This window comes from Streptomyces daghestanicus, from assembly GCF_020521275.1.
Lineage (GTDB): Bacteria > Actinomycetota > Actinomycetes > Streptomycetales > Streptomycetaceae > Streptomyces > Streptomyces griseoviridis.
This window is the reverse complement of record NZ_BNDX01000002.1, coordinates 609,649-631,384: the sequence shown is the minus strand read 5'-3', so window position 1 is coordinate 631,384 and position 21,736 is coordinate 609,649. Positions and strand designations below refer to the sequence as shown.

The following is a 21,736-nucleotide window of genomic DNA, read 5'->3' as shown; positions in this document are numbered from 1 at the left end:
CCGAAGATAGGATCTGATCAGTTGGAGTCTGCTACCTGGCGGGGCCTCGCTTACGGGCCGCAACCTCAAGCAGGAGTAACGACTGTACATCCGGCCGTGGAACGGGTGCAAATCGATGGCCAGTGTGGTCTAGACCTCTTACGGTACGATCATGCGGAACCGGTGCTTCCTGTGACATACCCTGCTGCACAACGTGCCGTCCGGGACAGCCGGTGACGGCTCATCTCCATCCCCCACCTCCTGGGAGGCTCCCCATGACCACCGTGACGTCCCCGATGGCCGGTCGCGCCATCGGACTGGCCGCCGTGCCGGACCCGGTCTTCTCCGGGGCCATGGTCGGCCCGGGTACCGCGATCGACCCCGTGCGTGAGCCGTCGGAGGCGGTGGCGCCCGTGGACGGGGTGATCGTCTCCCTGCATCCGCATGCCTTCGTCGTCGTCGACGAGAGCGGACACGGAGTACTGACCCACCTCGGTATCGACACCGTGCAGCTCAACGGGGAAGGTTTCGAGCTGCTGGTGAACAAGGGGGACACCGTGACGCGCGGGCAGGCGATCGTGCGCTGGAGCCCGGCCGCCGTCGAGGCCGCCGGCAAGTCCCCCGTGTGCCCGGTCGTGGCGCTGGAGGCCACCGCCGAGTCCCTCTCCCAGCTCCGTGAGGACGGAGACGTCAGGGTCGGCGAGGACCTCTTCCTCTGGCAGTGACCCGTCGTAGGCGCGACGGCAGGCAGTAATGACACCGCGGCGGTGTGGTCCGCCGCGCTATCGGAGACGGTGAGATGGAGACAACGCTGCGAGGCGTCGGCGTCAGTCACGGAGTGGCGATCGGCGAGGTCCGGCACATGGGTACGGCGGTGCTGGAGCCGCCGGCCAAGCAGATCCCGGCCGAGGACGCCGAGCGCGAGCAGGAGCGGGCCCACAAGGCCGTCGATGCGGTGGCGGCCGACCTGACGGCGCGCGGCAACCTGGCCGGCGGCGAGGCCCAGGCGGTGCTCGAGGCGCAGGCGATGATGGCGCAGGACCCCGAGCTGATGGCGGACGTGGAGCGGCGGATCGCCGTCGGGAGCACGGCCGAGCGGGCCGTGTACGACGCCTTCGCGGCGTACCGGGCGCTGCTGGCCGGTGCCGGTGAGTACCTCGCCGGGCGGGTGGCCGACCTCGACGACGTGCGGAACCGTATCGTCGCCCGGCTGCTCGGGGTGCCGATGCCCGGGGTGCCGGACAGCGACCAGCCGTACGTGCTCATCGCGCGTGACCTGGCGCCCGCCGACACCGCGTTGCTGGACCCCGCGCTCGTGCTGGGGTTCGTGACCGAGGAGGGCGGGCCGACCAGCCACAGCGCGATCCTGGCGCGGGCGCTGGGAGTGCCGGCCGTGGTGGCGCTGCCCGGGGCGGGTGAGCTGGCCGAGGGCACGGTGATCGCCGTGGACGGCAGCAGTGGTGAGGTCTTCGTCGAGCCGGGTGCCGAGGAGCGGGCGCGGCTGGAGGCGCAGGCCGCCGAGCGGAAGGCGGCGCTGGCCTCGTCCAGCGGTCCCGGCGCCACCTCCGACGGGCACAGGATGCCGCTGCTGGCGAACATCGGCGGGCCGGCCGATGTGGCCGCCGCGGTCGAGGCGGGTGCGGAGGGCGTCGGTCTGTTCCGGACCGAGTTCCTCTTCCTGGACGACAGTGAGCGGGCGCCGAGCGAGGAGAAGCAGGTCGCGGCGTACCGGCAGGTGCTGGAGGCGTTCCCGGAGGGCCGGGTCGTGGTGCGGGTGCTGGACGCGGGCGCGGACAAGCCGCTGGCGTTCCTGACCCCTGGTGACGAGCCGAACCCGGCGCTCGGCGTACGCGGGCTGCGGACGCTGCTGGACCACCCCGAGGTGCTGCGGACGCAGTTGTCGGCGCTGGCGACGGCGGCCGAGGGGCTCCCCGTACATCTGGAGGTCATGGCGCCGATGGTGGCCGACCGGGCCGACGCGAAGGCGTTCGCGGACGCCTGCCGGGCCGCCGGGCTGCGGGCGAAGTTCGGTGCCATGGTGGAGATCCCGTCCGCCGCGCTGCGGGCCCGGTCGGTGCTGCGGGAGGTCGAGTTCCTGTCGCTGGGGACGAACGACCTCGCGCAGTACACCTTCGCCGCCGACCGGCAGGTGGGCGCGGTGTCCCGGCTCCAGGACCCGTGGCAGCCCGCGCTGCTCGATCTGGTGGCGCTGGCCGCGGAGGCGGCGCGGGCCGAGAACAAGAGCTGCGGTGTCTGCGGTGAGGCGGCGTCCGATCCGCTGCTCGCGTGCGTGCTGACCGGTCTGGGGGTCACCTCGCTGTCCATGGGGGCGGCCTCGATTCCTTACGTGCGGGCGATGCTGGCGAAGTTCACGCTGGCCCAGTGCGAGCGGGCCGCTGCCGCCGCCCGGACGGCCGACAGTGCCCAGGAGGCACGTGACGCGGCGCAGGCGGTGCTGTCCGGCGAGTAGGGCCGCCGGAGGCGGCGGTGTCGCCGTGCGGTGTTTCCGGAGGGGGCGCTCCACCTGGAGGTGGGCGCCCCCTCCGGCGTCCGGCCGGCGTTCAGTGGTGGTGGTCCTGGACCGGGTCGTCGTCTTCGAGGTCGGGTGGTGCGCAGTAGTCGACGTTGGACTCCGGGGAGATCAGGTCGCCGGACTCGGTGTCGGTGCAGTAGGCGTCGAAGACCTCGCCTGCGGTGAGCGGGTCGAGGCCGTACCCGCGCAGCCGCCAGCCGTAGACGCGGTCGGGGGTGTCGGGGGCACAGGTGCGGATGACCAGGCCGCCGGGGCTGTGCGTGGCCAGGCCCAGGGCGAGGACGCTGGTGAACTCCAGGAGTTCGGTCTCGTCCAGGTGGGTGGAGCCGTCGGGTTCGGTGTCCGCGTGGAGGACGGAGAGGAGGGTCTCCGGGACCGCGGAGACGCTGCAGACGAGGTGGCGTCGCCCTGCGGGGGCGGTGTCGATGACGCGGGTGATGAGGGCCGCGGCCCGGTGGTAGGCGGCGGTGCCCAGGTCCTGGCCGCAGGAGGCGCAGGAGCCGAGACGGGCGAGGAGGGCCGCGGCGTACTCCCGGGTGGCCTGGCGGACGGCTTCGTCGATGAGGGTCGGCAGGACGTCGGTGAGGGGCTGGCCCTCGTAGGGCACGGTGGGGCCGGTGGCGGCGAGTTCGGCGGTGAAACGGGTGCGGCTGGAGGGGACGTCGGGGTCGAGGCCCGCCTCCTCGCAGTAGGCCGCGTACTCCTCGGGGTCGAAGAGGGCGATCGTGGTGTGGGAGCCCTGGGCGGCCCGGGTCCGCAGGACGTCCTCGACGTGCCGCAGGTAGGTGGGGTGGTCGTCGAAGGGGAAGCTGCGGTAGCGCCGCATGACGCGGAAGTCGTGCTCGTCGGTGAGCAGGCCGATGGTGCCGGCGATCTCGCGGCGCAGGACGCTCCGGGCGGTGCGGTCGGCGGTCCGGTCGGTGTACGTCATGTCTCCCCCAGGTACGCGGTCGGTCGGTGCACGGTCTTCCATGCTCACTCACCGTAACCGCGACCACTGACAGTGAGGGTCGACCGGGGTGTGACGGGGGGTCAGGGGCGCTTGCGGGCCAGGTCCTCGTAGAAGCGGAGGAGGTCGAGGTCGTCGATGGAGCCGGGGTTGACGGCCTTTTCCAGGGGGGTGCCCTGGAAAAGGCGTTTGACCGGGACCTCGATGCGCTTGCCGGTGAGGGTGTGGGGGATGCCGGGGACCTCGATGACCTCGTCGGGGACGTGGCGCGGGGAGAGCTGTTCCCGGATGGTCCGCTTGACGCGGGTGAGGAGTGCCTCGTCGAGGGTGGTCCCCGGGGCCAGGTGGACGAAGAGGGGCATCCAGTAGCCGCCGTCGGGTTGTTCGACGCCGATGACCAGGGACTCGCGGATCTCGGGGAGGCGTTCGACGGCCTCGTAGATGTCGGCCGAGCCCATGCGGACGCCCTGCCGGTTGAGGGTGGAGTCGGAGCGGCCGTGGATGATCACGGAGCCCCGGGAGGTGACGGTGATCCAGTCGCCGTGCCGCCAGACGCCGGGGTAGGTGGCGAAGTAGCTGTCGTGGTAGCGGCTGCCGTCGGGGTCGTTCCAGAAGCGGATCGGCATGGAGGGCATGGGGGCGGTGACGACGAGTTCGCCGACCTCGTCGGTGAGGGGGTTGCCGTCGGGGTCCCAGGACTGGAGGTCGGTGCCGAGGCCGGGGGCCTGGAGTTCGCCGATGTACACCGGGAGGGTGGGGACGGCTCCCGCGAAGCAGGAGCACACGTCGGTGCCGCCGCTGACGGAGGCGATCCACACATCCTCCCCGACCTCGTCGTGGAGCCAGCGGAAACCGTCGGGCGGGAGCGGGGAGCCGGTGGTGGCGACGCACTGGACGCGGGAGAGGTCGTGGTCGCGGGCGGGATGGACGCCGGCCTTGCGGCAGGCCATGACGTAGGCGGCGGAGGTGCCGAAGAGGGTGGTGCCGGTGCGTTCGGCGACAGCCCACTGGGCGCCGGTGTCCGGGAAGCCGGGGCTGCCGTCGTAGAGGACGATCGTGGTGCCGGTGAGGAGGCCGGAGACGAGGAAGTTCCACATCATCCAGCCGGTCGACGTGTACCAGAAGAACCGGTCCCCGGGGCCGAGGTCGCAGTGCAGGCCGAGCTGTTTGAGGTGCTCGACGAGGATGCCGCCCTGGGACTGGACGATGGCCTTGGGCAGGCCCGTGGTGCCGGAGGAGTACAGGACCCACAAGGGGTGGTCGAAGGGGACCTGTTCGAAGACGGGCTCGGTGCCGGCGGAGGTCAGGGCCGTCCAGTCGAGGGTGCCTTCGGGGGCGTCCGTGCCGAGGAGCGGGATGTGGACGACGGCGCGCAGGGTGGGCAGTTCGCGGCGGAGTTCGGCGACGACGTCCCGGCGGTCGTGCTCCTTGCCGCCGTAGCGGTAGCCGTCGACGGTGAACAGGACGACGGGTTCGACCTGCTGGAAGCGGTCCAGGACGCTGCGGGCGCCGAAGTCGGGGGCGCAGGAGGTCCAGACGGCGCCGACGGCGGCGGTGGCCAGCAGGGCGACGACGGCCTGCGGGATGTTGGGGAGGTATCCGCTGACGCGGTCGCCGGGGCGGACGCCCAGGTCGCGCAGCCGGGCCGCGAGGGAGCCGACCTGGCGGCGCAGCTCCGCCCAGGTGACCGGGCGGGGGGCGTGGGTCTCGTCGACGTACAGGAGGGCGGGTTCGTCCGCGCGGGTGCCGGCCGCGCGCAGGGCGTGTTCGGCGTAGTTCAGCGTGGCGCCGGGGAACCACTGGGCGCCGGGCATCGCGCGGTCGCCCAGTACCCGCGCGTACGGCGTGGTGAACCGTACGTCGAACCACTCGGTGACGGCCCGCCAGAAGGCGTCCGGGGACGCGACGGACCAGCGGTGCAGGGCCGGGTAGCCGCCGTCGGCGGGGGCGCCGTGGTGGTCGGCGGCCCAGCGCTGGAACGCGGTGATCCGCGCCCTGGCGACGCGTTCCTCGGTGGGCTGCCAGAGCGGCTGGGGTGCGGTCGGCATGGGTCGGCTCCCGGACGGTGCGCAGGCGGCGGCTGACAGGGACGATGCCATGTGATCGACTTCCGCACCAGGGTGTGCCCCGCACGGCCCGTGTCGTGAAGATCCGCTCCCGGGACGGGTGAACGGAAGTTGAACGGTGCCCGGGGGCGGGGCGGTCGGTGGCAGGGTGAGCAGCATGGACGGTCGTGACCTGGTGCGTTCGGTGAAGTCGGTCGGTTCGGTGGGGGCGGGGCAGGGGTTGCGGTCCGTGCGGGCGGCCTGGCGCAGACGGCGTTCGGACGCGGTGGGGCTCACGCCCCGGGGTGCCGAGCGGGCGCGGGTGCCGGGGGTGCTGCGGGAGGTGGAGCCGGGGCCCGGGGGCGGGGTCGTCCGGTTCGACCGTTCGGAGCTGCGGGTGCTGGTGGCGGCGAACGGGGCGGTGTTCTGGGGCTGGGACGGGGCCGCTCCGGAGCCGTCGTACGCGCTGGCCGGGCGGTGTCCGCAGGCCGATCCGCGGGCGGCGCTGGAGCCGGACAAGGACGGTGGCTGGCGGGTGGTGGCCGAGCGGACCACGGTCGCCGTGTCGCGGCACGGCGCGGTGGAGGTGCGCACACCGGGCGGGGTGACGCTGCGGCGGGATCTGCCGCCGAGGTGGTGGGAACCGGACGGCGGGGGCCGGGCGCGCTGGATGCAGCGTTCGGAGGTGACCGCCGACGCGCGGTTCTTCGGGCTGGGCGGACGGGCCGCCGGGCCCCGGCTGCGGGACGGGCGGTACCGGCTGTGGAACACGGCGCCGGGCACCGGGCCGGGGGACGGCGCGTCGTCGCTCACCATGCCGGTGCAGCTGGTGGTGGCCGACGCGGGGACGCACCTGGTGTTCTACGACAGCTCCTGGGACGGCGCCGTGGCGCTGCGGGAGGGGCAGGAGGGGGCCGGGTCGGGGCACGACCGGCCGGGGACGAGTGTGCTGCGGATGGACGGGGGGCCGTTGCGCTGCTGGGTGGCGGTGGGGACGCCGGCGCGGGTGCTGCGGGTATGGGCGGCGCTGACCGGGGCGCCGGCGGTGCCGCCCGCGTGGGCGCTCGGTCACCAGCACGCGCGGTGGGCGGCAGGGGACGAGGACGAGGTGCGGCAGGCCGTCGCCGGCCATCTGGAGCGGGGGCTGCCGCTGGACGCGGTGCACCTGGGGGCCGGGCACCATGACGGGCACCGGGGGTTCAGCGTCGACCCGGAGCGGTTCCCGAAGCTGCCGCAGCTCGCCGAGGAGATGCGGCGGGACGGCGTGCGGCTGGTGTCGGCCGTCGCCCCGGCGGTCGCGGCCGTGCCGGGGGACGCGGTGTACAACGGCGGCGTGGCGGCGGACGTGTTCGTGCGGGACGCCACCGGGGAGGTGGTGCGGGAGGCGGGCCGGCCCGGGGAGGTGGTCTTCCCCGATGTCACGCACGCGCGCGTGCGGGCCTGGTGGGGCCGGTTGTACGAGGAGCGGCTGACGCAGGGCTTCGCGGGGTTCTGGCACGACCTGGACGAGCCGGCGTCGTCCGCCGCGTTCGGGGAGGCCACGCTGCCGCGGTCGGCCCGGCACTGGCTGGAGGGGCGGGGCGGTGACCATCGGGAGGCGCACAACGTGTACGCGCTGTGCCTGGCCCGGGCCGCGCACGAGGGGCTGCGGAAGCTGGTCCCCGGGCAGCGGCCGTTCGTGCTCTCCCGCGCGGGCTGGGCGGGGACGCAGCGGTACGGCGGTGTGCGGTCGGCGGACGTGGCGGCGGGCTGGCCGGGGCTGCGGGCGTCGCTGGGGCTGGTGCTCGGACTGGGGTTGTGCGGAGTGCCGTATTCCGGGACGGACGTCGGGGGGCGGGGCGGGAGTCCGTCGCCGGAGCTGTATCTGCGGTGGCTGCAGATGGCGGCGTACCTGCCGCTGTTGCGGACCTGGACGGGGCCGGGGGCGGGGCGCGGGGAACCCTGGGCGTTCGGGGACGAGATCCTCGGGCACGCGCGCGTGGCGCTGGAGGAGCGGCGGCGGTTGCAGCCGTTCTTCATGACGCTGGCGCACCTGGCGCGGCGTACGGGCGCGCCCTATGCGCGGCCGGTCTGGTGGACGGCGCCGGAGGACCGGGGACTGCGGGACTGCGAGGACGCGTTCTTGCTGGGCGACTGTCTGCTGGTGGCGCCGGTGCTCGCGCCGGGCGCGGACCGGCGGGCGGTGCGGCTGCCGCCCGGACGGTGGTACGACACGGCGACGGAGCGGGTCCACGAGGGGCCGGGGCAGGTGCTGGTCGAGGCGTCCCTGGAGCGGATTCCGGTGTTCGCGCGCGCGGGTGCGGTGTTTCCGGTGCGGGGCGCCGACGGCGGGGTGGAGCTGGAGGTGTGGGCGCCCGCCCCGGGGCGGACCGGGGGCGGGCAGTACGTGCCGGACAGCGGTGACGGCTGGGCGGAGCCGGCCGTCGAGTGGTATACCGCGCGGTGGCGGGACGGACGGCCGGCCGTCGAGCGGGAAGGCGCGGACGGGCCGGTCGAGGCGGGCCGCCCGGTGCGGGTGCGCGGGCTGGCCGGGCACTGACCGGGCCCTGACGGCCGTATGTCAGTAGCGGCCGTCGAACCAGGCGCGGACGGCGACGGTGTGCAGGGGGAAGGCGAGGTCGGCGGGGCGGCGCAGGAGGTGCCTGCCCTCCGTCTCGTCCGTGGCGGCGGAGGGCGGCAGGTCGGCGGCCGGCCGCTCGGGGAGCAGTCCGAAGAGGAGCAGGTGGCCGTCGGGCGCGCTCATGGCGTCGGCGAGGCGTACGTCGCGGCTCGCCGCGTGGATGCCCGTCTCCTCCTGGAGTTCGCGGACGACGGCGTGCCGCCAGTCCTCGCGGTCGTCGATGTAGCCGCCGGGCAGGGCCGTGCCGCCGCGGGCGGGTGCGACGGTCCGGGTGATGACGACCAGGGCGGTGCCCTCGGTGTCGTAGACGGGCTGGAGGGCCACCGCGACCGGCAGGGGGTTGCGGTAGGCCCTGGTGGAGCAGGCGGGGCAGGTGCGGGGCCAGCCGGAGACGCCCTCCCCGTAAGGGGTGCCACAGCTCGAACAGTGGGAGCCCGGTGCGGAGCCGGGAACGGAGGTCGGAGTTTCGGACACGCGGCGGACTGTATCCGATGGCGGGACGGGCGACTCCGGAAGACCGGTCAGGGACGGCCGGTCAGGGGCGGCCGGTCAGGGAGGCCGCGGAGACCGGGAAGTCGAAGTAGGTGTCGGGATAGGTCTCGGGCTTGTAGGTGAAGTGCCACCACTCCTCGGGGAGGTTGGCGAACCCGAGGTCCTCCAGGGTCTCCTTGAGCAGGAGCCGGTTGGCGCGCCGCGCGCCCTGGACGCGGGGGTCGGCGGTGTGCGAGAGGGTGTCGAAGCAGTCGAAGCCGGTGCCCATGTCGACGGAGTTGTCGGGGAAGCGTTCGGCGCGGGGCGCGGTGCAGGCCGCCAGGGGCTGTCCGGGGTGGTACGGGCGGGTCGGCCGGGCCGGGAGCCGGACGACGGTGAGGTCGACCGTGGAACCGCGGCTGTGCCCGGACCTCTCGGCGATGTAACCGTCGGCGAACAGCCGGGTCTTGTCGACCTCCGGGTAGAACTCCGCCTTCATCGCCTGGTCATCGAGATCCTGGGCCCAGCGGACGAAGTGGTCGACGGCGCGCTGCGGGCGGTAGCAGTCGTAGACCTTGAGGGTGTAGCCCTGGCTCAGGAGGCGGGTCTGGGCGGCGGCGAGGGCCTCGGCGGCGGGGCGGGTGAGGAGGCACAGGGGCTGTCGGTAGCCGTCGATGGGCTCACCGACGAAGTTGTGCGGGGTGAAGTAGCGGATGTCCTGGAGGATCGTCGGGGCGACGCTGCGCAGGGTGACGAAGTCCGCGGGGGCCTCGGGACCGGTCCCGGCGTGCGCGGTGGCGGGGACGGTGGTCACGGCGAGCAGGGCGGCGGACGCGGTGACGAGGCGGCGGGCCCAGGTGGTCGGTCGTGTCATGCCCCTTGCATATCGGGAGGGGGGTCCCGAGCGGTAGCGGTGGAGGCCCGCTGCCCGGGCGCGCTGGCGGCGACGAGTCCGGGAGCGGGGAGGCTCAGGTGGTGACGGTGCCGCGGCGCGTGGCGGAGTGCGCCATGGCGTGCCGTACGACGCCGATCAGCACCTCCTTGACCGACTCCCGGTCGCGGGCGTCGCACAGCAGGACCGGTACCTGGTCGTCCAGGTCGAGGGCGCGGCGGACGGCGTCCGCGGGGTGGCGGGGGGCGCCGTCGAAGCAGTTGACGCCGACCGTGAAGGGGATGCCGCGCCGTTCGAAGTAGTCGACGGCGGCGAAGCAGTCCTCCAGTCGGCGGGTGTCGACGAGGACCACGGCGCCGAGGGCGCCCTCCGACAGCTCGTCCCACATGAACCAGAACCGCTCCTGGCCGGGGGTGCCGAAGAGGTAGAGCACCAGGCCCTCGCGGAGCGTGATGCGGCCGAAGTCCATGGCGACCGTGGTGGTGTGCTTGCCCTCGACGCCGCTGAGGTCGTCGACGGGGCGGCCCGCCTCGGTGAGCAGTTCCTCGGTGCGCAGCGGCCGGATCTCGCTGACCGCGCCGACCAGGGTGGTCTTGCCCACGCCGAAACCGCCGGCCACGAGGATCTTGAGCGTGACGGGTTCGACCGGCGGCCTGCCGCGCTCGGGACGCCCGAGGATCATCGGTCTGCTCTCCTGCTGCTGGGTGGGGGCTGCTGGACGGCGCGGTCGTTCACAGGGCCCGGAGGCCACTGATCACATCGCGCAGAATGCTCTCGTCGGGCAGTTCGGCCGGGGGCACGGGACGGTTCACATGGACCAGGTCGGCGTCCACCAGGTCGCCGACGAGCACCCGCACCACGCCGATCGGGAGGTCGAGCCCGGCGGCGAGTTCGGCGACCGACCGGGGTTCGTCCCGGCACAGCGCGACGATGTCGTCGTGTTCCGGGGACAGGCTGGTGTCCGCCTCCGGGTCCTCCGCCCGGGGTTCGGCGACCACGACCGCGATCAGGTCGAGACGGTGCTGGGCCGGACTGGTGGTACGGCCCCGCGTCATGGCGTACGGACGGACGACCGGTCCGGCCTCGTCGTCGAACCAGTGGTGTCTTCCCTGACCGTCTGCGCTCATGTCACTCCACTACCCGCCCGAGGGCAGATCGGTGCGGGGCGCGGCGCCCAGGTGGGCGCCGACCCGCTTGACGAGGAGGGTCATCTCGTAGGCGACCTGGCCGACGTCGGAGTCCGCGTCGGACAGCACGGCGAGGCAGCTGCCGTCGCCGGCGGCCGTGACGAAGAGGAAGGCGTCGTCGAGTTCGACGACCGTCTGGCGGACGCTGCCCGCCTCGAAGTGCCGTCCCACGCCCTTGGCGAGGCTGTGGAATCCCGAGGCGACGGCGGCGAGGTGCTCGCTGTCCTCCCGGGTCAGGTCCTTGGAGGCACCCGTGGCCAGGCCGTCCCCGGACAGGACGAGGGCCTTGCGGATGCTCGCCACGCGGTCCACCAGGTCGTCGAGGAGCCAGTTCAGCTCCCGGCCGTCGGCCGTGGTGTGTCCGGTCGCCTTCGGTGCGGTCATCGACCGTCCCCCTTGTTCGTTTCATGTGGTGCGGGTGGGGCTGGTGGTGCAGGTGAGGCTGGTGGTGTCGGTGCGGTTCCTCGCGCGGGTCCGGGAGCGGTGCCGTCGGCGGCGTTCTCCCGGCGGCCTCGCTGCCAGCCGCGCTGGAGAGAGGCCATACGGCTGCGTACTTCCTCGGCGTCGCGGTCGGCGGGGTCGGCGGCCCGGTCCTCGGCGGGGCGTTCCCGTTCCCGTTTCAGCTGGGGGGCGAGGCTGGCCTGGCGTACCCGCCGGGGCAGCGGGAGGGAGCCGTCGCCGGTCTCCTGGGCGGTCTCGATTCCGTGGGTCCGTGCCGGTGCGGGGGCGGCGCCGCGGCGGGCGGGCAGTCCGCCGTCGGCCTCGCCGGCCCGGCCGTGGGAGCGGGACGGCGGCTCCTGTTCCGTCGTTCCGGGGCCCGTATGGGTCTCCTGCGGAGCGGGGGCGCCGTCCTGGCGTCCGGGGCCGGGGCGGCCGTGGGAGCCGGGCGTCCCGGAGGTACGGCGGCGGGGCAGCGGCGCGGGGGTGCCGGGCTCTCGTGTGCCGGGGAGCCGGGCCAGGGCGGTGCGGCGGTCCTCCTCCTCGCGGCCGGCCTCGTCACGGCCGGCCCCGCCGCGTCCCGTGCCGCCGCGTTCCGTGCCGCCGCGTTCCTCGGCACCGCGTTCGCCGTCGCCGCGTCCGGCGGCCCGGCCGGGGCGGTCGAGGCGGAAGCCGGCGCCGTTGGTGTCCGGGGCGTCGTCCGTCAGCAGGGCCTCCGGGATGAAGACGACCGCGGTGGTACCGCCGTACGGGGAGGGCTGGAGGGAGACGCGGACGTTCTGGCGCTGGGCGAGGCGGGCGACCACGAAGAGGCCGAGCCGGTCGGTGTCGGACAGCTCGAACTCGGGTGTCTCGGCGAGCCGGAGGTTGGCGTCGAGCAGGGTGTCGGCGGTCATGCCGAGGCCGCGGTCGTGGATCTCCAGGGTGAAGCCGTTGGCGACCCGTTCGCCCCGTACCTGTACGGCGGTGTGCGGCGGCGAGAACACCGTGGCGTTCTCCAGGAACTCCGCGACCAGGTGGGTGAGGTCGGCCACCGCGGAGCCGGTGACCGCGATCCGGGGCAGCCGGCGCACCTCGATGCGCTCGTAGTCCTCGACCTCGGCGACGGCGGCCCGTACGACGTCCATGAGCTGGACCGGCTTGCGCCACTGCCGGGAGGGGGCGGCGCCGGAGAGGATGACCAGGCCCTCCGCGTGGCGGCGCATCCGGGTGGTCAGGTGGTCCAGGCGGAACAGGTCGGCGAGTTCCTCGGTGTCCTCGGTCCGGCGCTCCATGGTGTCGAGCAGGGTGAGCTGCTTGTGCAGCAGGACCTGGCTGCGCCGGGCGAGGTTGACGAAGACCTCGGAGACGCCGGCGCGGAGTTCGGCCTGTTTGACGGCGGCCTCGACGGCGGCGCGCTGGAGGGTGTTGAGGGCCTCGCCGACCTCGCCGATCTCGTTGCGGTCGTACTCCCGGCGCGGCACCTCGGTCTCCACGTCGACCTGTTCACCGGCCGAGAGGCGGCGCATCACGCTGGGCAGGCGTACGTGGGACGCCTCGTGCGCCTCCAGGCGGAGCCGCTTGAGGTCACGGATGAGGCTGCGGCCGATGCGCACCGACAGGAAGACGGAGAACAGCAGGGCGATGACACCGAGGGTGCCGGCGACGACCGCCTTGGTGATGACGCCCATGGCGACGGGTTCGGCGCGGTTCTCGTACCGGTCGGCGGCCTCGTCGTCCAGGGTGCCGAGCGCGTCCAGCACCTCACCCGCGACGGCGTCCCAGCTCCTGGCGTCGATACCGGTGGGCGGGCCGGTGCCGGAGGCGACGACGGCGTCCTCGGCCGCGCGCAGCGGAGCGGAGGACGCGTCCCGCCAGAACCGCTCGTAGCGTTCCCGGTCCGCGGCGGGCAGCAGCGGCAGCGTCACGTCGTACAGCAGGGTGCGCTGGGCCGCCAGGTCGGAGACGTCGCTGACCTCGTCGGCGGTGAGCCGGCCGACGACCAGCGCGGAACCGAGGAGGGCGTCCTCCCGGGAGAGCAGCTCGCGCGCGCGGGAGAGGTTGACCAGGGCGCGGTACTGCTTGTCCAGGGTGACGTCGTCGATGACGTTGAGGTTGGCGAGGAGCAGGTGGCAGGGGTCGATCAGGTGGTTGTAGAAGCCGAGGGCCTGCGCCCGGTCGACGGTGCCGTTCTCGACGCTCTTCCGGAGGGGGCCGATGCCGGCGAAGGTGTCCAGGGCCGCGGTCAGCCGTTCGGCCTCGGCTCGGCTCAGCGCGTCGCGGACGTCGGAGTCGGCGGCGTAGCGGCGGACTTCGGCGATGGCCTCGTCGGTGACGGAGCGGGTGCGGCGCAGGGTGGGGAGGGCGTTGGAGGCGCGCGGGTCGGCGAGATAGACGAGGGTCTGGCGGCGTTCCTGCTGGAGCAGGCGGACGGTGTCCTCGACGGGGTAGCCGACCTTCTCGACCAGCGTCGAGACGGTGAACAGCCGGGTGGCCTCCCGGCCCGTCAGCACGGTGGCGAACGCCCAGATCGCCGTGAGGGCCACCAGCGGCACGAGCAGCAGCGCCACGATCTTCCGGCGGATGGACTTTCCGCGAAAGCGCATGGCCTCCCCCAGCTCGGCCCCCACCGAACGGGGACGCCGATGTACGTCAACAAACGGCGCGAGCCTACTACTGACGGGCTGGTTGTTCGAAGACCGGTCCGGAGGCTGAACTTCCGTACCCCACGCCGAAAGAACGCCGTTTGTCCGCGCATCTCGGGAGATGCCGTCCTGAGCGGGGCGTACGGCGGGACCGGCCGGATTTCCGCGCGGAACCGGATTTCTGTGCGCAAGGGGAATCCGGAGGGGGCGTCGATCGTCATTCTCTGTGGGAGACGGGGGCGGATCCGGCCACAGGCGCCGGGTGCCGCACCCGTGCGGCGTAAGACAGCGCAAGCCGGGCAGCCACAGGGGAGCCGGGTCTTCACGGGACGGGCGAGCGGTCTGCTGACGGTGGGGAGGGACACGTTGATGGGCACGGCGGAGCGGCGCGGGGCGCACGGGCACGACGGGGCGGTCCGGGCGGGGACACGGACAGGGTCCGAGTACGGCACCGGTGCGGTTCAGGAGCGGCCCGAGTACCGGCCGTTGTGGGTGGAGGAGCCGGCCCGGCGACGCCGGCTGCCGGACCCGGTACGGACGGCGGCCGTGCGCGCGGTGCTCATGGTCGCCGTGACACTGGTCCAGGCGACGGTGGCCTTCCTGTGCACGATGGCCGGCTCCTGGCTGGCCTTCCCCATGCTGCTCAGCGGCGTGGCCAGCACGGTGGCGGCGACCTGGGCCGTGCTCGACGTCTGGGTGACCCGCCAGGTGTGGATCCAGCGGCACGGCGTGATCTCGATACCCGCGAGCACGGCGCGGGCGCTGCGGCGGGAGCGTCGCCGGGCCCGGCGGCAGGCGCGGTCCGCGGAGCGCGCCCAGGGGCGGATACGGCGCCGCGGGCAGCTCTCCCATCCCTGAGCGACTCCTCCGGGGCCTTTCCCGGAGCGGCATCTCGCGGCGTCCGCCGCCGCCGGGGCCTGGCGTCCGGATCAGGTCGCGGGACGTCGGCGGTAACGTGTCAACGCCGTGAGCGGGGCCTGGTGCGTGCGGCTGCGTGGCGGAGGAGGGCGGCGATGCGGGGCATCGACGGCCGACGGCCACGCCTCGGACGCGCGTGCCGGGGCCCCGCGTCCGCGGCGTGATCCAGCGACCGGCCCTAGGAGTCACCATGTCCCCCGCCTACGACGTCATCGTCATCGGCCTCGGCGGTATGGGCAGTGCCGCCGCCCACCATCTGTCGGCGCGCGGCGCCCGGGTGCTGGGTCTGGAGAAGTACGGGCCGGTGCACGACCGCGGTTCCAGTCACGGCGGTTCCCGGATCACCCGGCAGTCCTACTTCGAGGACCCGGCGTACGTGCCGCTGCTGCTGCGCGCCTATGAGCTGTACGACGACCTGGAGCGGGCCACCGGCCAGGAGATCGCCACGCTGTGCGGCGGGGTGATGGTCGGCCGCCCCGACTCGCGACCCGTCGCCGGTTCGCTGCGCTCCGCACGGGAGTGGGACCTGCCGCACGAGATGCTGGACGCCGCCGAGATCCGCCGCCGGTTCCCGACGCTGGCGCCGGCGGACGACGAGGTCGCGCTCTTCGAGGCGAAGGCCGGGCTGCTCCGGCCGGAGAACACGGTCGCCGCCCATCTCCGGCTCGCCGGCCGGCAGGGTGCCGACCTGCGCTTCGAGGAGCCGATGACCCGCTGGGAGCCGCACGGGGACGGCGTACGCGTGCACACCGCCCGGCACTCCTACACGGCGGAGCAGCTGGTGATCTGCCCGGGCGCGTGGGCGCCGGAACTGCTCGCCGACCTCGGGGTCCGCGTCACGGTCGAGCGGCAGGTCATGTACTGGTTCCAGCCGGGCGGCGGCACCGGGCCGTACCGGCCCGAACGGCATCCGGTCTACATCTGGGAGGACGCGGCCGGCACACAGGTCTACGGCTTCCCCGCGATCGACGGCCCCGAGGGAGGCGCCAAGGTGGCCTTCTTCCGCCGGGAGTCGGTGCCCACCACGCCCGACACCATCGACCGGACGGTGCGGGAGGAGGAGGTCAGGACGATGGCGGACCAGGTCTCCGGTCTGCTCCCGGATCTCCCGGGCCGCTTCCTCAAGGCCGCGACCTGCATGTACGCCACCACCCCCGACGAGCACTTCGTGATCGCCCGGCACCCCGCGCACCCGGACTCGGTGACGGTGGCCTGCGGGTTCTCCGGGCACGGGTTCAAGTTCGTGCCCGTGGTCGGGGAGATCCTCGCCGACCTGGCGCTGACGGGGGCCACGGCCCATCCCATCGGGCTGTTCGACCCCGCCCGTCTCACCGGCCGCGCCTAGGTGTATTGACCCGCAGCGTTGTTGACGCGGCTGATGGGTGGCTGGCTGCCGAGTGCGGTGTGGCAGCGGTGGTGGTTGTAGGTGTGGAGGACGTCTGCCAGGGCTGTGGTGCGTTCGGTGTTGCTGGTGCAGGGCCGCAGGCAGGCCCACTCGTCGAGCAGGGTGCGGTTGAAGCGTTCGACCTTGCCGTTGGTCTGGGGCCGGCAGGCGCGGGTGAGCTTGCCGGTCGCGCCGGGGTCGGCCAGGGCCTGCTGCCAGGCGAAGCTCTTGCGGTAGGGCCAGGCGTTGTCGGTCAGGACCCGCTCGATGCGGCCGATGCCTGCGGTCCGGAAGAAGGCTGCGGCCCGGCGCGGGAAGTTCGCGCAGGTGGCGGCCTTCTCGTCCGGGTGGATCTCGCTGTGGGCGAGACGGGAGTGGTCGTCGACGGCGGAGTGGATGTGGTCGAAGCCCATGCTGCTGCGCCGGGCGCGGCCGGCCTGGCGGCCCAGGACCTTGTGGCCGCCGCCGTCCGGGATGCGGCCGAGTTTTTTCACGTCCACGTGGACCAGCTCGCCAGGGCGGGCCCGTTCGTAGCGGCGGATGACCTGTCCGGTGGGCCGGTCCATGTCCGCGAGTCGGTTCAGGCCGTGGCGGACCAGGACGCGGTGCACGGTCGAGGCGGGCAGGTTCCAGATCGGGCCGGGGCGGGCGGGGCCGAGTCTGCGGTCCTGGCGCGGTCGGCACACCTGGGCCTCCACCGTTGCCGCCGTGCGGTGGGGTGTGGTCAGCGGACGGCTGGGCCGGTCGTGCAGCCCCTGCCCGCCTTCGGACCGCCGGCGGCGGATCCACTTGTGCGCCGTGACGCGTGAGATGCCCGTCTCAGCCGCGACATGCGCTACCGGGCGGCCGGAACGGACACGGTCGACCAGCAGTCGCCTGCCGTGAACGGTCAGCCGGGCCTTACGGTGGGACACGAAGACCTCCGTGCGGTGCAGTCCCAGACAGCTCCACCACACCGGAGGTCTTCGCCCAGATCAAGCCCGGTCGGCGTTGACAACGCTCGTGATCAATACACCTAGCGGGCGTCGACGGGGCGCTTGTACATCCGCGTGGCGGTGATCTCGCTGTGCACCGCCTCGCCCTCGGCCTGCTGGGGCAGGCCAGGCCGCAGGTGCTCCTCCACGCTGATGTACTTCAGCCCGGCCCGCAGGTCCGCGTCATTGCGCAACCGGATGACCAGCGGGAACTCGGCGAGCGCGGTGGTGTCGAACAGTCCCGTGGTGTACAGGAGCTGGACGCCGAGCGCGTCGGAGACGGCGCGCTGGAGTTCCAGCAGGTAGGTGGCGTTGGCACGGCCGATGGGGTTGTCGAGGAAGAGCGTGCCGGCGTGCCGGTGCTTGTCGCGGCCCCGGTCGTTGCTGCGCAGCGCGGCCATCGTGCAGTAGAGGGCGATGGCGGCGGTGAGCAGCTGGCCGCCGGAGAAGACGTCGCCCATCTGCCCGACGGGGACCCGCTCGGCGCGCAGGACCGCGTCCGGTTTGAGGATCTCGACGGCGACGCCGTTCGGCTGGAGGGCGGCGGCGACGCCGCGCAGCAGCAGGGACATGCCGTCGCGGCGCAGGTCGGAGTTCTTCTTGACGGCCGCCCGGGTCGCCTCGTCGATCACCTCGCCGAGCCGCTCGGTGAGGACGGCCTGGTCGGGTTCCTCGAAGCGGATGCGGAGGAACTCCTGCCCGGACCACTCCCCCAGCCCCTCCGGCAGCCGGGACAGGCGCTGGGCGGAGCGGAGGGTGGCGAGGGCCGACTCCACCAGGCCGCGCAGCCGGTCCACGATGGAGTCGCGGTTGCGTTCCAGCTGGGCCAGTTCGTCGGTGAGGACGCGCAGCCGGGGGGCGAAGGCGTCGGCCCACTTCTGGGCGTGCTCGGGCAGCGCGGCGGCGGGCAGTTCGCGGATCTGCTGCCGGGCCGGGGTGCGGACCTGCTCGTAGCGGGTGGAGTTGGCGTGCCGCACCAGGACGTCGCTCGCCTCGCGGACGGCGGCCTCGGCGGCGGAGAGGTCGGCGGCGCAGCCGCGCAGCGACCGGCGGGTCTCGGCGGCGGACTTCCGGGCCTCTTCCAGGATGCCGGGGTAGGGCTCGGGCCGCTCCGGGTCCTCGTCGGCCGACGGTTCGCGCAGCAGGTCGCGCAGGAGGGCGGCGATCTCGTCGAAGCCGCCGGCCGCGTCCTCGGCGGCGCGGTGGGCGTCGAGGAGTTCGGTGTGGGCCTCGCGGGAGTGGTTCAACGCCTCGGTGCGGGCGGCCAGTTCGGACGTGGCGGTGCGCAGCAGGGCCTGGGCGTGCTCGGCGTCGCGCGGGACGAGGTCCTCGGGCAGTCCGGTGTGCGCCTCGCCGTCCTCGGGGGCCAGCCGCTCGGCCTCACCGCGCAGCCGGCCGAGCTGCTCGCTGGCGGTGGACATCCGGGTCTCCAGGAGCTGCACCAGTTCCTCGGCGCGGGCCGCGGCGGCCTGCCGGGAGGGGCCGTCGGAGCCGTCGGGCGACTGGAGGAGCTGCTCGGCCCGGATGCGGACCTTGTTGCTGAGCCGGTCCAGTTCGGCGCGGGCCGCGCTCTCGTCGCTCTCGGCGCGGGCCTGTTCGGCCCGCAGGTCGGCGCCGACGCCGACCTTCTCGTAGAGCTGGGAGGCGGCCCGGTACGCCTCGCGCAGCGCGGGCAGCGACGCGGTGGGCGCCCCGGTGCCGTCGTCCGGTACGTCGTCGGGGGCGCCGGCGATCTCGGCGCGCTCGGCGCGCAGCGCTCGGGCGGTGCGGCGGGCGTCGTCGGCGGCGCGCTGGGCGGCGCGCCGGTCCTCGTCGGCGGCGCGGGCCCGCTCCAGGCAGACCTGGGCGCGGGTCTCGGCCTCGGCCGCCTCGTCGGCCAGTTCCCGCAGGCGGGCCTGCCAGCCGGCGCGTTCGCGCAGCCGGAAGGCGAGTCCGGCGAGGGCGTCGGCGGCGCGCCGGGCCTTCTGGGCGGCCTCCTGCCGCTCGTCACGGACGCGGACGGCCTCGGCGGCGACCTCGTCGGCCTCCGCCCGAGCGGTGCGGGCCTCGGCCAGCTCGGCCTCGCACTCCTCGGCGAAGGCGTGGGCCTCCTCGGCGGCGCGGGCCAGTTCGGTGAGGCGGCCGGCCGGGCAGCCGGTGCGCCAGGAGGCGAGCCGGGCAGCCAGTTCCCGGTCCTTGCCGAGCCGGGCGGCGAGCGCGCGGATCTCCTCGTCCCGCTCGGTCGCGCGGGCGCGCAGTGCCTGGCGTTCCTCGTCGGCGGCGTGCTCGTCGTGCATGGCCGGGTTCGGCGGCACGAGGAAGACGCCCTCGTCGCCGGGGGCGTCGGCCGGGGTGGGGGCGAGCAGCGCGGCGGCGGTGCCGACGGCGACGGCGGACCGCGGCAGCAGCGCGGCGTCGCCGAGGGCGGTGCGGGCCCGGGCGTGCGAGTCGGGGTCGGTGATGATCACGCCGTCGACCAGTTCGGGCCGGGCGGCCAGGACGCGGGCGTGGTCGGCGGGGTCGACGGCCTGGGCCAGATAGCGCCAGCCGGGCAGGGCGGGGATGCCGTGCTCGCCGAGGAACTCGACGGTGGCCAGCACGTCCGGGCCGGGCGGCAGCAGACCGCCGTCGCCGAGGGCGCCGAGGATGCGGGCGTCGTCGGCGGCGGCGGTGCGCAGGTCGAACAGCTGGCGTTCGGCGGCCGAGACGCCGTCGTCGAGGAGGGCGCGCAGGTCGTCGGCGAAGCGGTCGAGCTGCTCGGGGGTGAGGGCGTCCTCGCCGGGCGACGGGGTGCCGGCGGCGTCCGGGTCGGTGGGGTCGGTGTCCGGGCCGTTCCGGCGGGGCCGCGGGATGCCGGGGCGGGGGGCGGAGGCCAGGCCGAGGAGTTCCGCGAGGCGTTCCTCGGCGGCCAGGGCGGCGGCGGTGCGGTACTCGGCGTCGCGGGCGGCCCGGGCGGCGGCGGCCGCGTCGGCCGCGCGGGCCGCGGTCAGTTCGGCGCGGCTCTCGGCGGCGGCGGCCTCGCGGGCGTGCTCGGTGGCCCGGCGGGCGGTCTCGCGGGCGGTGTCCCAGGCGGCGACGGTGGTCTTCTCGGCGTCGCTGGCGGCGAGTGCGGCGCGGGCCGGGTCGGCGTCGGGCGCGGTGTCGTCGAGCCAGCCGGCCCGGACCGCCTCGGCGGTCTCCTGCTCGACCTCGGTCAGCCGCTGGCGCAGGTGGCCGGCCTCGCTGCGGGCGCGCTGGGCCTCGGTGGCGGCGGCGGTGGCGTCCCGGTGGGCGGCGTCGCCGGTGTCCTGGAGGGTGGCGGAGCGCTCCTCCTCCTCGTTGGCCCGGTCCTCGGCCTTGCCTGCCGCCGCGTGCAGGGCGCGGACGAGGTCGACGGCGGCCTTGGCGCGGGCGGCGAGGGCGGGCGCGGCGTCCCGTTCGGCCTCCCGGATGGCGGCGGAGACGCGGGTGACGCGGTCGGTGGCCGCGCGGTGCCGCAGGACGGCCTCGGCGGCCTGCCAGGCGGAGTGCAGGGTGCGGGCGTCGGCCAGTTCGCGTTTCTGCGCGGCGGCGGACTTCTCGGCGGCGGCGAGGGCCAGGGAGGCGTGCCGGTAGGCGAGTTCGGCGGCGACCAGGGCGCTGCGGTCGCGGGCCGACTCGGCCTGGGTGACGGCGTGGGCGGCGGCGGTGACCCGCTGGGCGAGGTCGGCGGCCCGGACCCGTTCCTGGGCGCCGCGGGCGGAGAGCCGGCGGGCGAGGGTCCTGGTGCGGCGCTCGGCGGCGGTGTGGATCTCCCGGGCGCGGGCGCGGGACTCGGTGGCCTCGACGATCCGGCCGAGCAGGTCCACGGAGCCGGCCGTGAAGTCCCGTTCGGCGAGCAGTTCGGCACGGCGGCCCAGCTTGTCGCCGAAGCCGCTGACGAGGTCGGCGAGTCCGTCGGTGTCCCGGGTGTCGGTGACGGCGCGCAGCAGCAGGTCGGTGAAGTCGGCGTCCTTCTTCACCGCGAAGAGGCCGGCGGCCTCGCCCTCGTCGGCGTTCATCTCGCGCTGGTAGCGGAAGAGTTCGGGGTCGAGGCCGAGGTCGCCGAGATGCTCGGTCCAGCGTTCGTGGATGTCCTCCCAGTGGACCTCCAGGTGCGGGTATGCCTTGCCCGCCTCGGTGAGCGCGTCCCGGAAGCCCTTCATGGTGCGCCGCCGGCCCTGCGCTCCGGAGGCTCCTTCGACGGGCGGGCGTACGGCGGTGGATTCCGCGACCGGCAGGTTGTCCAGGGTGAGTCCGGGGCCGGGCCGGAAGGAGTACCAGGCCTCGGCGAACTTCCGCGGGTCGTTGGAGACCTGACGGCCCCGCCACTCGCTGACCTTGCCGACGACGACGCACTCGCCGGTCTGCACGTGCTGCCATTCCAGGGCGACGTGGCCGCAGTCGTCGGCGAGCAGGAACTTGCGCAGCACGCCGGAGCTGGCGCCGCCGAGGGTGTTGCGGTGGCCCGGCAGCATCACCGAGAAGATGAGTTTGAGCAGTACGGATTTGCCGCCGCCGTTCTCCAGGAAGAGCACGCCGGCGGGGGCGGGGCGGCGGGGCGGGCCGGCCGGCTCCTCCTCGAAGAACTCCGCCTGCCGGGGGGCCGGGTCGGGCACGGGCCGGCCCACTCCTCGCAGGTCAAGCACGGTGTCGGCGTAGCGCGCACCGGCGGGTCCGATGGAGTAGAGGCGGACCCGGGACAGCTCGTACATGGCGGACTCTCGTCAGTCTTCGTGAGGTCGG

General features: G+C 74.3%; 15 protein-coding genes. 5 read left to right on the top strand and 10 right to left on the bottom strand.

Annotation, left to right across the window (positions count from 1 at the left end; translation table 11 throughout):
* Window positions 1-254 precede the first annotated feature (254 nt).
* Entirely contained in the window at window positions 255-704 is a 450-nt protein-coding gene (locus Sdagh_RS03030) for a PTS sugar transporter subunit IIA (RefSeq protein WP_189425118.1), read from the top strand.
* A gap of 74 nt (window positions 705-778) precedes the next feature.
* Window positions 779-2,449: a phosphoenolpyruvate--protein phosphotransferase gene (gene ptsP / locus Sdagh_RS03025; protein ID WP_190078720.1), complete on the top strand. Its 1,671-nt coding sequence runs from the start codon at window positions 779-781 to the stop codon at window positions 2,447-2,449.
* Between the two features lie 91 nt (window positions 2,450-2,540).
* Here the strand turns inward: ptsP and Sdagh_RS03020 are convergent, their stop codons facing one another.
* Window positions 2,541-3,443 carry a DUF8829 domain-containing protein gene (locus Sdagh_RS03020; protein ID WP_190078719.1) on the bottom strand — a complete coding sequence of 301 codons (903 nt, stop codon included), beginning with the start codon at window positions 3,441-3,443 and terminating at the stop codon, window positions 2,541-2,543.
* Between the two features lie 101 nt (window positions 3,444-3,544).
* Complete coding sequence (locus tag Sdagh_RS03015) at window positions 3,545-5,509, bottom strand: acetoacetate--CoA ligase (RefSeq protein ID WP_190009906.1); 1,965 nt, start codon at window positions 5,507-5,509, stop codon at window positions 3,545-3,547.
* Window positions 5,510-5,684: 175 nt separating this feature from the next.
* Here Sdagh_RS03015 and Sdagh_RS03010 point away from each other — a divergent pair, with 175 nt between their 5' ends.
* The gene (locus Sdagh_RS03010) at window positions 5,685-8,045 is read left to right on the top strand and encodes a glycoside hydrolase family 31 protein (protein WP_190078718.1); all 2,361 of its coding nucleotides are present in this window, start codon (window positions 5,685-5,687) and stop codon (window positions 8,043-8,045) included.
* Window positions 8,046-8,066: 21 nt separating this feature from the next.
* Here Sdagh_RS03010 and Sdagh_RS03005 read toward each other — a convergent pair whose 3' ends face one another.
* The 6 genes from Sdagh_RS03005 to Sdagh_RS02980 form a co-directional block, all read right to left on the bottom strand.
* Entirely contained in the window at window positions 8,067-8,600 is a 534-nt protein-coding gene (locus tag Sdagh_RS03005; protein WP_190009902.1) for an NUDIX domain-containing protein, read from the bottom strand.
* Window positions 8,601-8,661: 61 nt separating this feature from the next.
* The gene (locus tag Sdagh_RS03000) at window positions 8,662-9,471 is read right to left on the bottom strand and encodes a M15 family metallopeptidase (protein ID WP_190078717.1); all 810 of its coding nucleotides are present in this window, start codon (window positions 9,469-9,471) and stop codon (window positions 8,662-8,664) included.
* 94 nt (window positions 9,472-9,565) lie between these two features.
* The gene (locus Sdagh_RS02995) at window positions 9,566-10,171 is read right to left on the bottom strand and encodes a GTP-binding protein (protein WP_189425104.1); all 606 of its coding nucleotides are present in this window, start codon (window positions 10,169-10,171) and stop codon (window positions 9,566-9,568) included.
* Between the two features lie 49 nt (window positions 10,172-10,220).
* Window positions 10,221-10,616, bottom strand: coding sequence for a DUF742 domain-containing protein (locus tag Sdagh_RS02990; RefSeq protein ID WP_189425102.1), 396 nt, complete (start codon window positions 10,614-10,616; stop codon window positions 10,221-10,223).
* Window positions 10,617-10,625: 9 nt separating this feature from the next.
* Complete coding sequence (locus Sdagh_RS02985) at window positions 10,626-11,060, bottom strand: roadblock/LC7 domain-containing protein (RefSeq protein ID WP_189425101.1); 435 nt, start codon at window positions 11,058-11,060, stop codon at window positions 10,626-10,628.
* Window positions 11,057-13,699, bottom strand: coding sequence for a sensor histidine kinase (locus tag Sdagh_RS02980; protein ID WP_190078716.1), 2,643 nt, complete (start codon window positions 13,697-13,699; stop codon window positions 11,057-11,059). Before Sdagh_RS02980 ends, Sdagh_RS02985 begins: the two co-directional genes overlap by 4 nt.
* Window positions 13,700-14,107: 408 nt before the next feature.
* On the opposite strand from Sdagh_RS02980, the gene Sdagh_RS02975 reads away from it, so the two are divergent.
* The gene (locus tag Sdagh_RS02975) at window positions 14,108-14,596 is read left to right on the top strand and encodes a hypothetical protein (RefSeq protein WP_226534473.1); all 489 of its coding nucleotides are present in this window, start codon (window positions 14,108-14,110) and stop codon (window positions 14,594-14,596) included.
* A 250-nt stretch (window positions 14,597-14,846) separates the two neighbouring features.
* Window positions 14,847-16,001: an N-methyl-L-tryptophan oxidase gene (gene solA, locus Sdagh_RS02970; protein WP_190078715.1), complete on the top strand. Its 1,155-nt coding sequence runs from the start codon at window positions 14,847-14,849 to the stop codon at window positions 15,999-16,001.
* Here the strand turns inward: solA and Sdagh_RS02965 are convergent.
* Complete coding sequence (locus Sdagh_RS02965; protein ID WP_226534470.1) at window positions 15,998-16,954, bottom strand: IS481 family transposase; 957 nt, start codon at window positions 16,952-16,954, stop codon at window positions 15,998-16,000. The genes solA and Sdagh_RS02965 overlap by 4 nt on opposite strands.
* Window positions 16,955-17,055: 101 nt before the next feature.
* Entirely contained in the window at window positions 17,056-21,705 is a 4,650-nt protein-coding gene (locus Sdagh_RS02960; RefSeq protein WP_189419101.1) for a hypothetical protein, read from the bottom strand.
* Between the last annotated feature and the right edge of the window lie 31 nt (window positions 21,706-21,736).

Bases quoted from the DNA above. Each gene is read 5' to 3' on its own strand.
- Sdagh_RS03010 (WP_190078718.1), top strand. From the start codon at position 5,685: ATGGACGGTCGTGACCTGGTGCGTTCGGTGAAGTCGGTCGGTTCGGTG.
- ptsP (WP_190078720.1), top strand. From the start codon at position 779: ATGGAGACAACGCTGCGAGGCGTCGGCGTCAGTCACGGAGTGGCGATC.
- Sdagh_RS02980 (WP_190078716.1), bottom strand. From the start codon at position 13,699: ATGCGCTTTCGCGGAAAGTCCATCCGCCGGAAGATCGTGGCGCTGCTG.
- Sdagh_RS02975 (WP_226534473.1), top strand. From the start codon at position 14,108: ATGGGCACGGCGGAGCGGCGCGGGGCGCACGGGCACGACGGGGCGGTC.
- Sdagh_RS03000 (WP_190078717.1), bottom strand. From the start codon at position 9,471: ATGACACGACCGACCACCTGGGCCCGCCGCCTCGTCACCGCGTCCGCC.
- Sdagh_RS03015 (WP_190009906.1), bottom strand. From the start codon at position 5,509: ATGCCGACCGCACCCCAGCCGCTCTGGCAGCCCACCGAGGAACGCGTC.
- Sdagh_RS02995 (WP_189425104.1), bottom strand. From the start codon at position 10,171: ATGATCCTCGGGCGTCCCGAGCGCGGCAGGCCGCCGGTCGAACCCGTC.
- Sdagh_RS03020 (WP_190078719.1), bottom strand. From the start codon at position 3,443: ATGACGTACACCGACCGGACCGCCGACCGCACCGCCCGGAGCGTCCTG.
- Sdagh_RS02990 (WP_189425102.1), bottom strand. From the start codon at position 10,616: ATGAGCGCAGACGGTCAGGGAAGACACCACTGGTTCGACGACGAGGCC.
- Sdagh_RS02985 (WP_189425101.1), bottom strand. From the start codon at position 11,060: ATGACCGCACCGAAGGCGACCGGACACACCACGGCCGACGGCCGGGAG.
- Sdagh_RS03030 (WP_189425118.1), top strand. From the start codon at position 255: ATGACCACCGTGACGTCCCCGATGGCCGGTCGCGCCATCGGACTGGCC.
- solA (WP_190078715.1), top strand. From the start codon at position 14,847: ATGTCCCCCGCCTACGACGTCATCGTCATCGGCCTCGGCGGTATGGGC.
- Sdagh_RS02960 (WP_189419101.1), bottom strand. From the start codon at position 21,705: ATGTACGAGCTGTCCCGGGTCCGCCTCTACTCCATCGGACCCGCCGGT.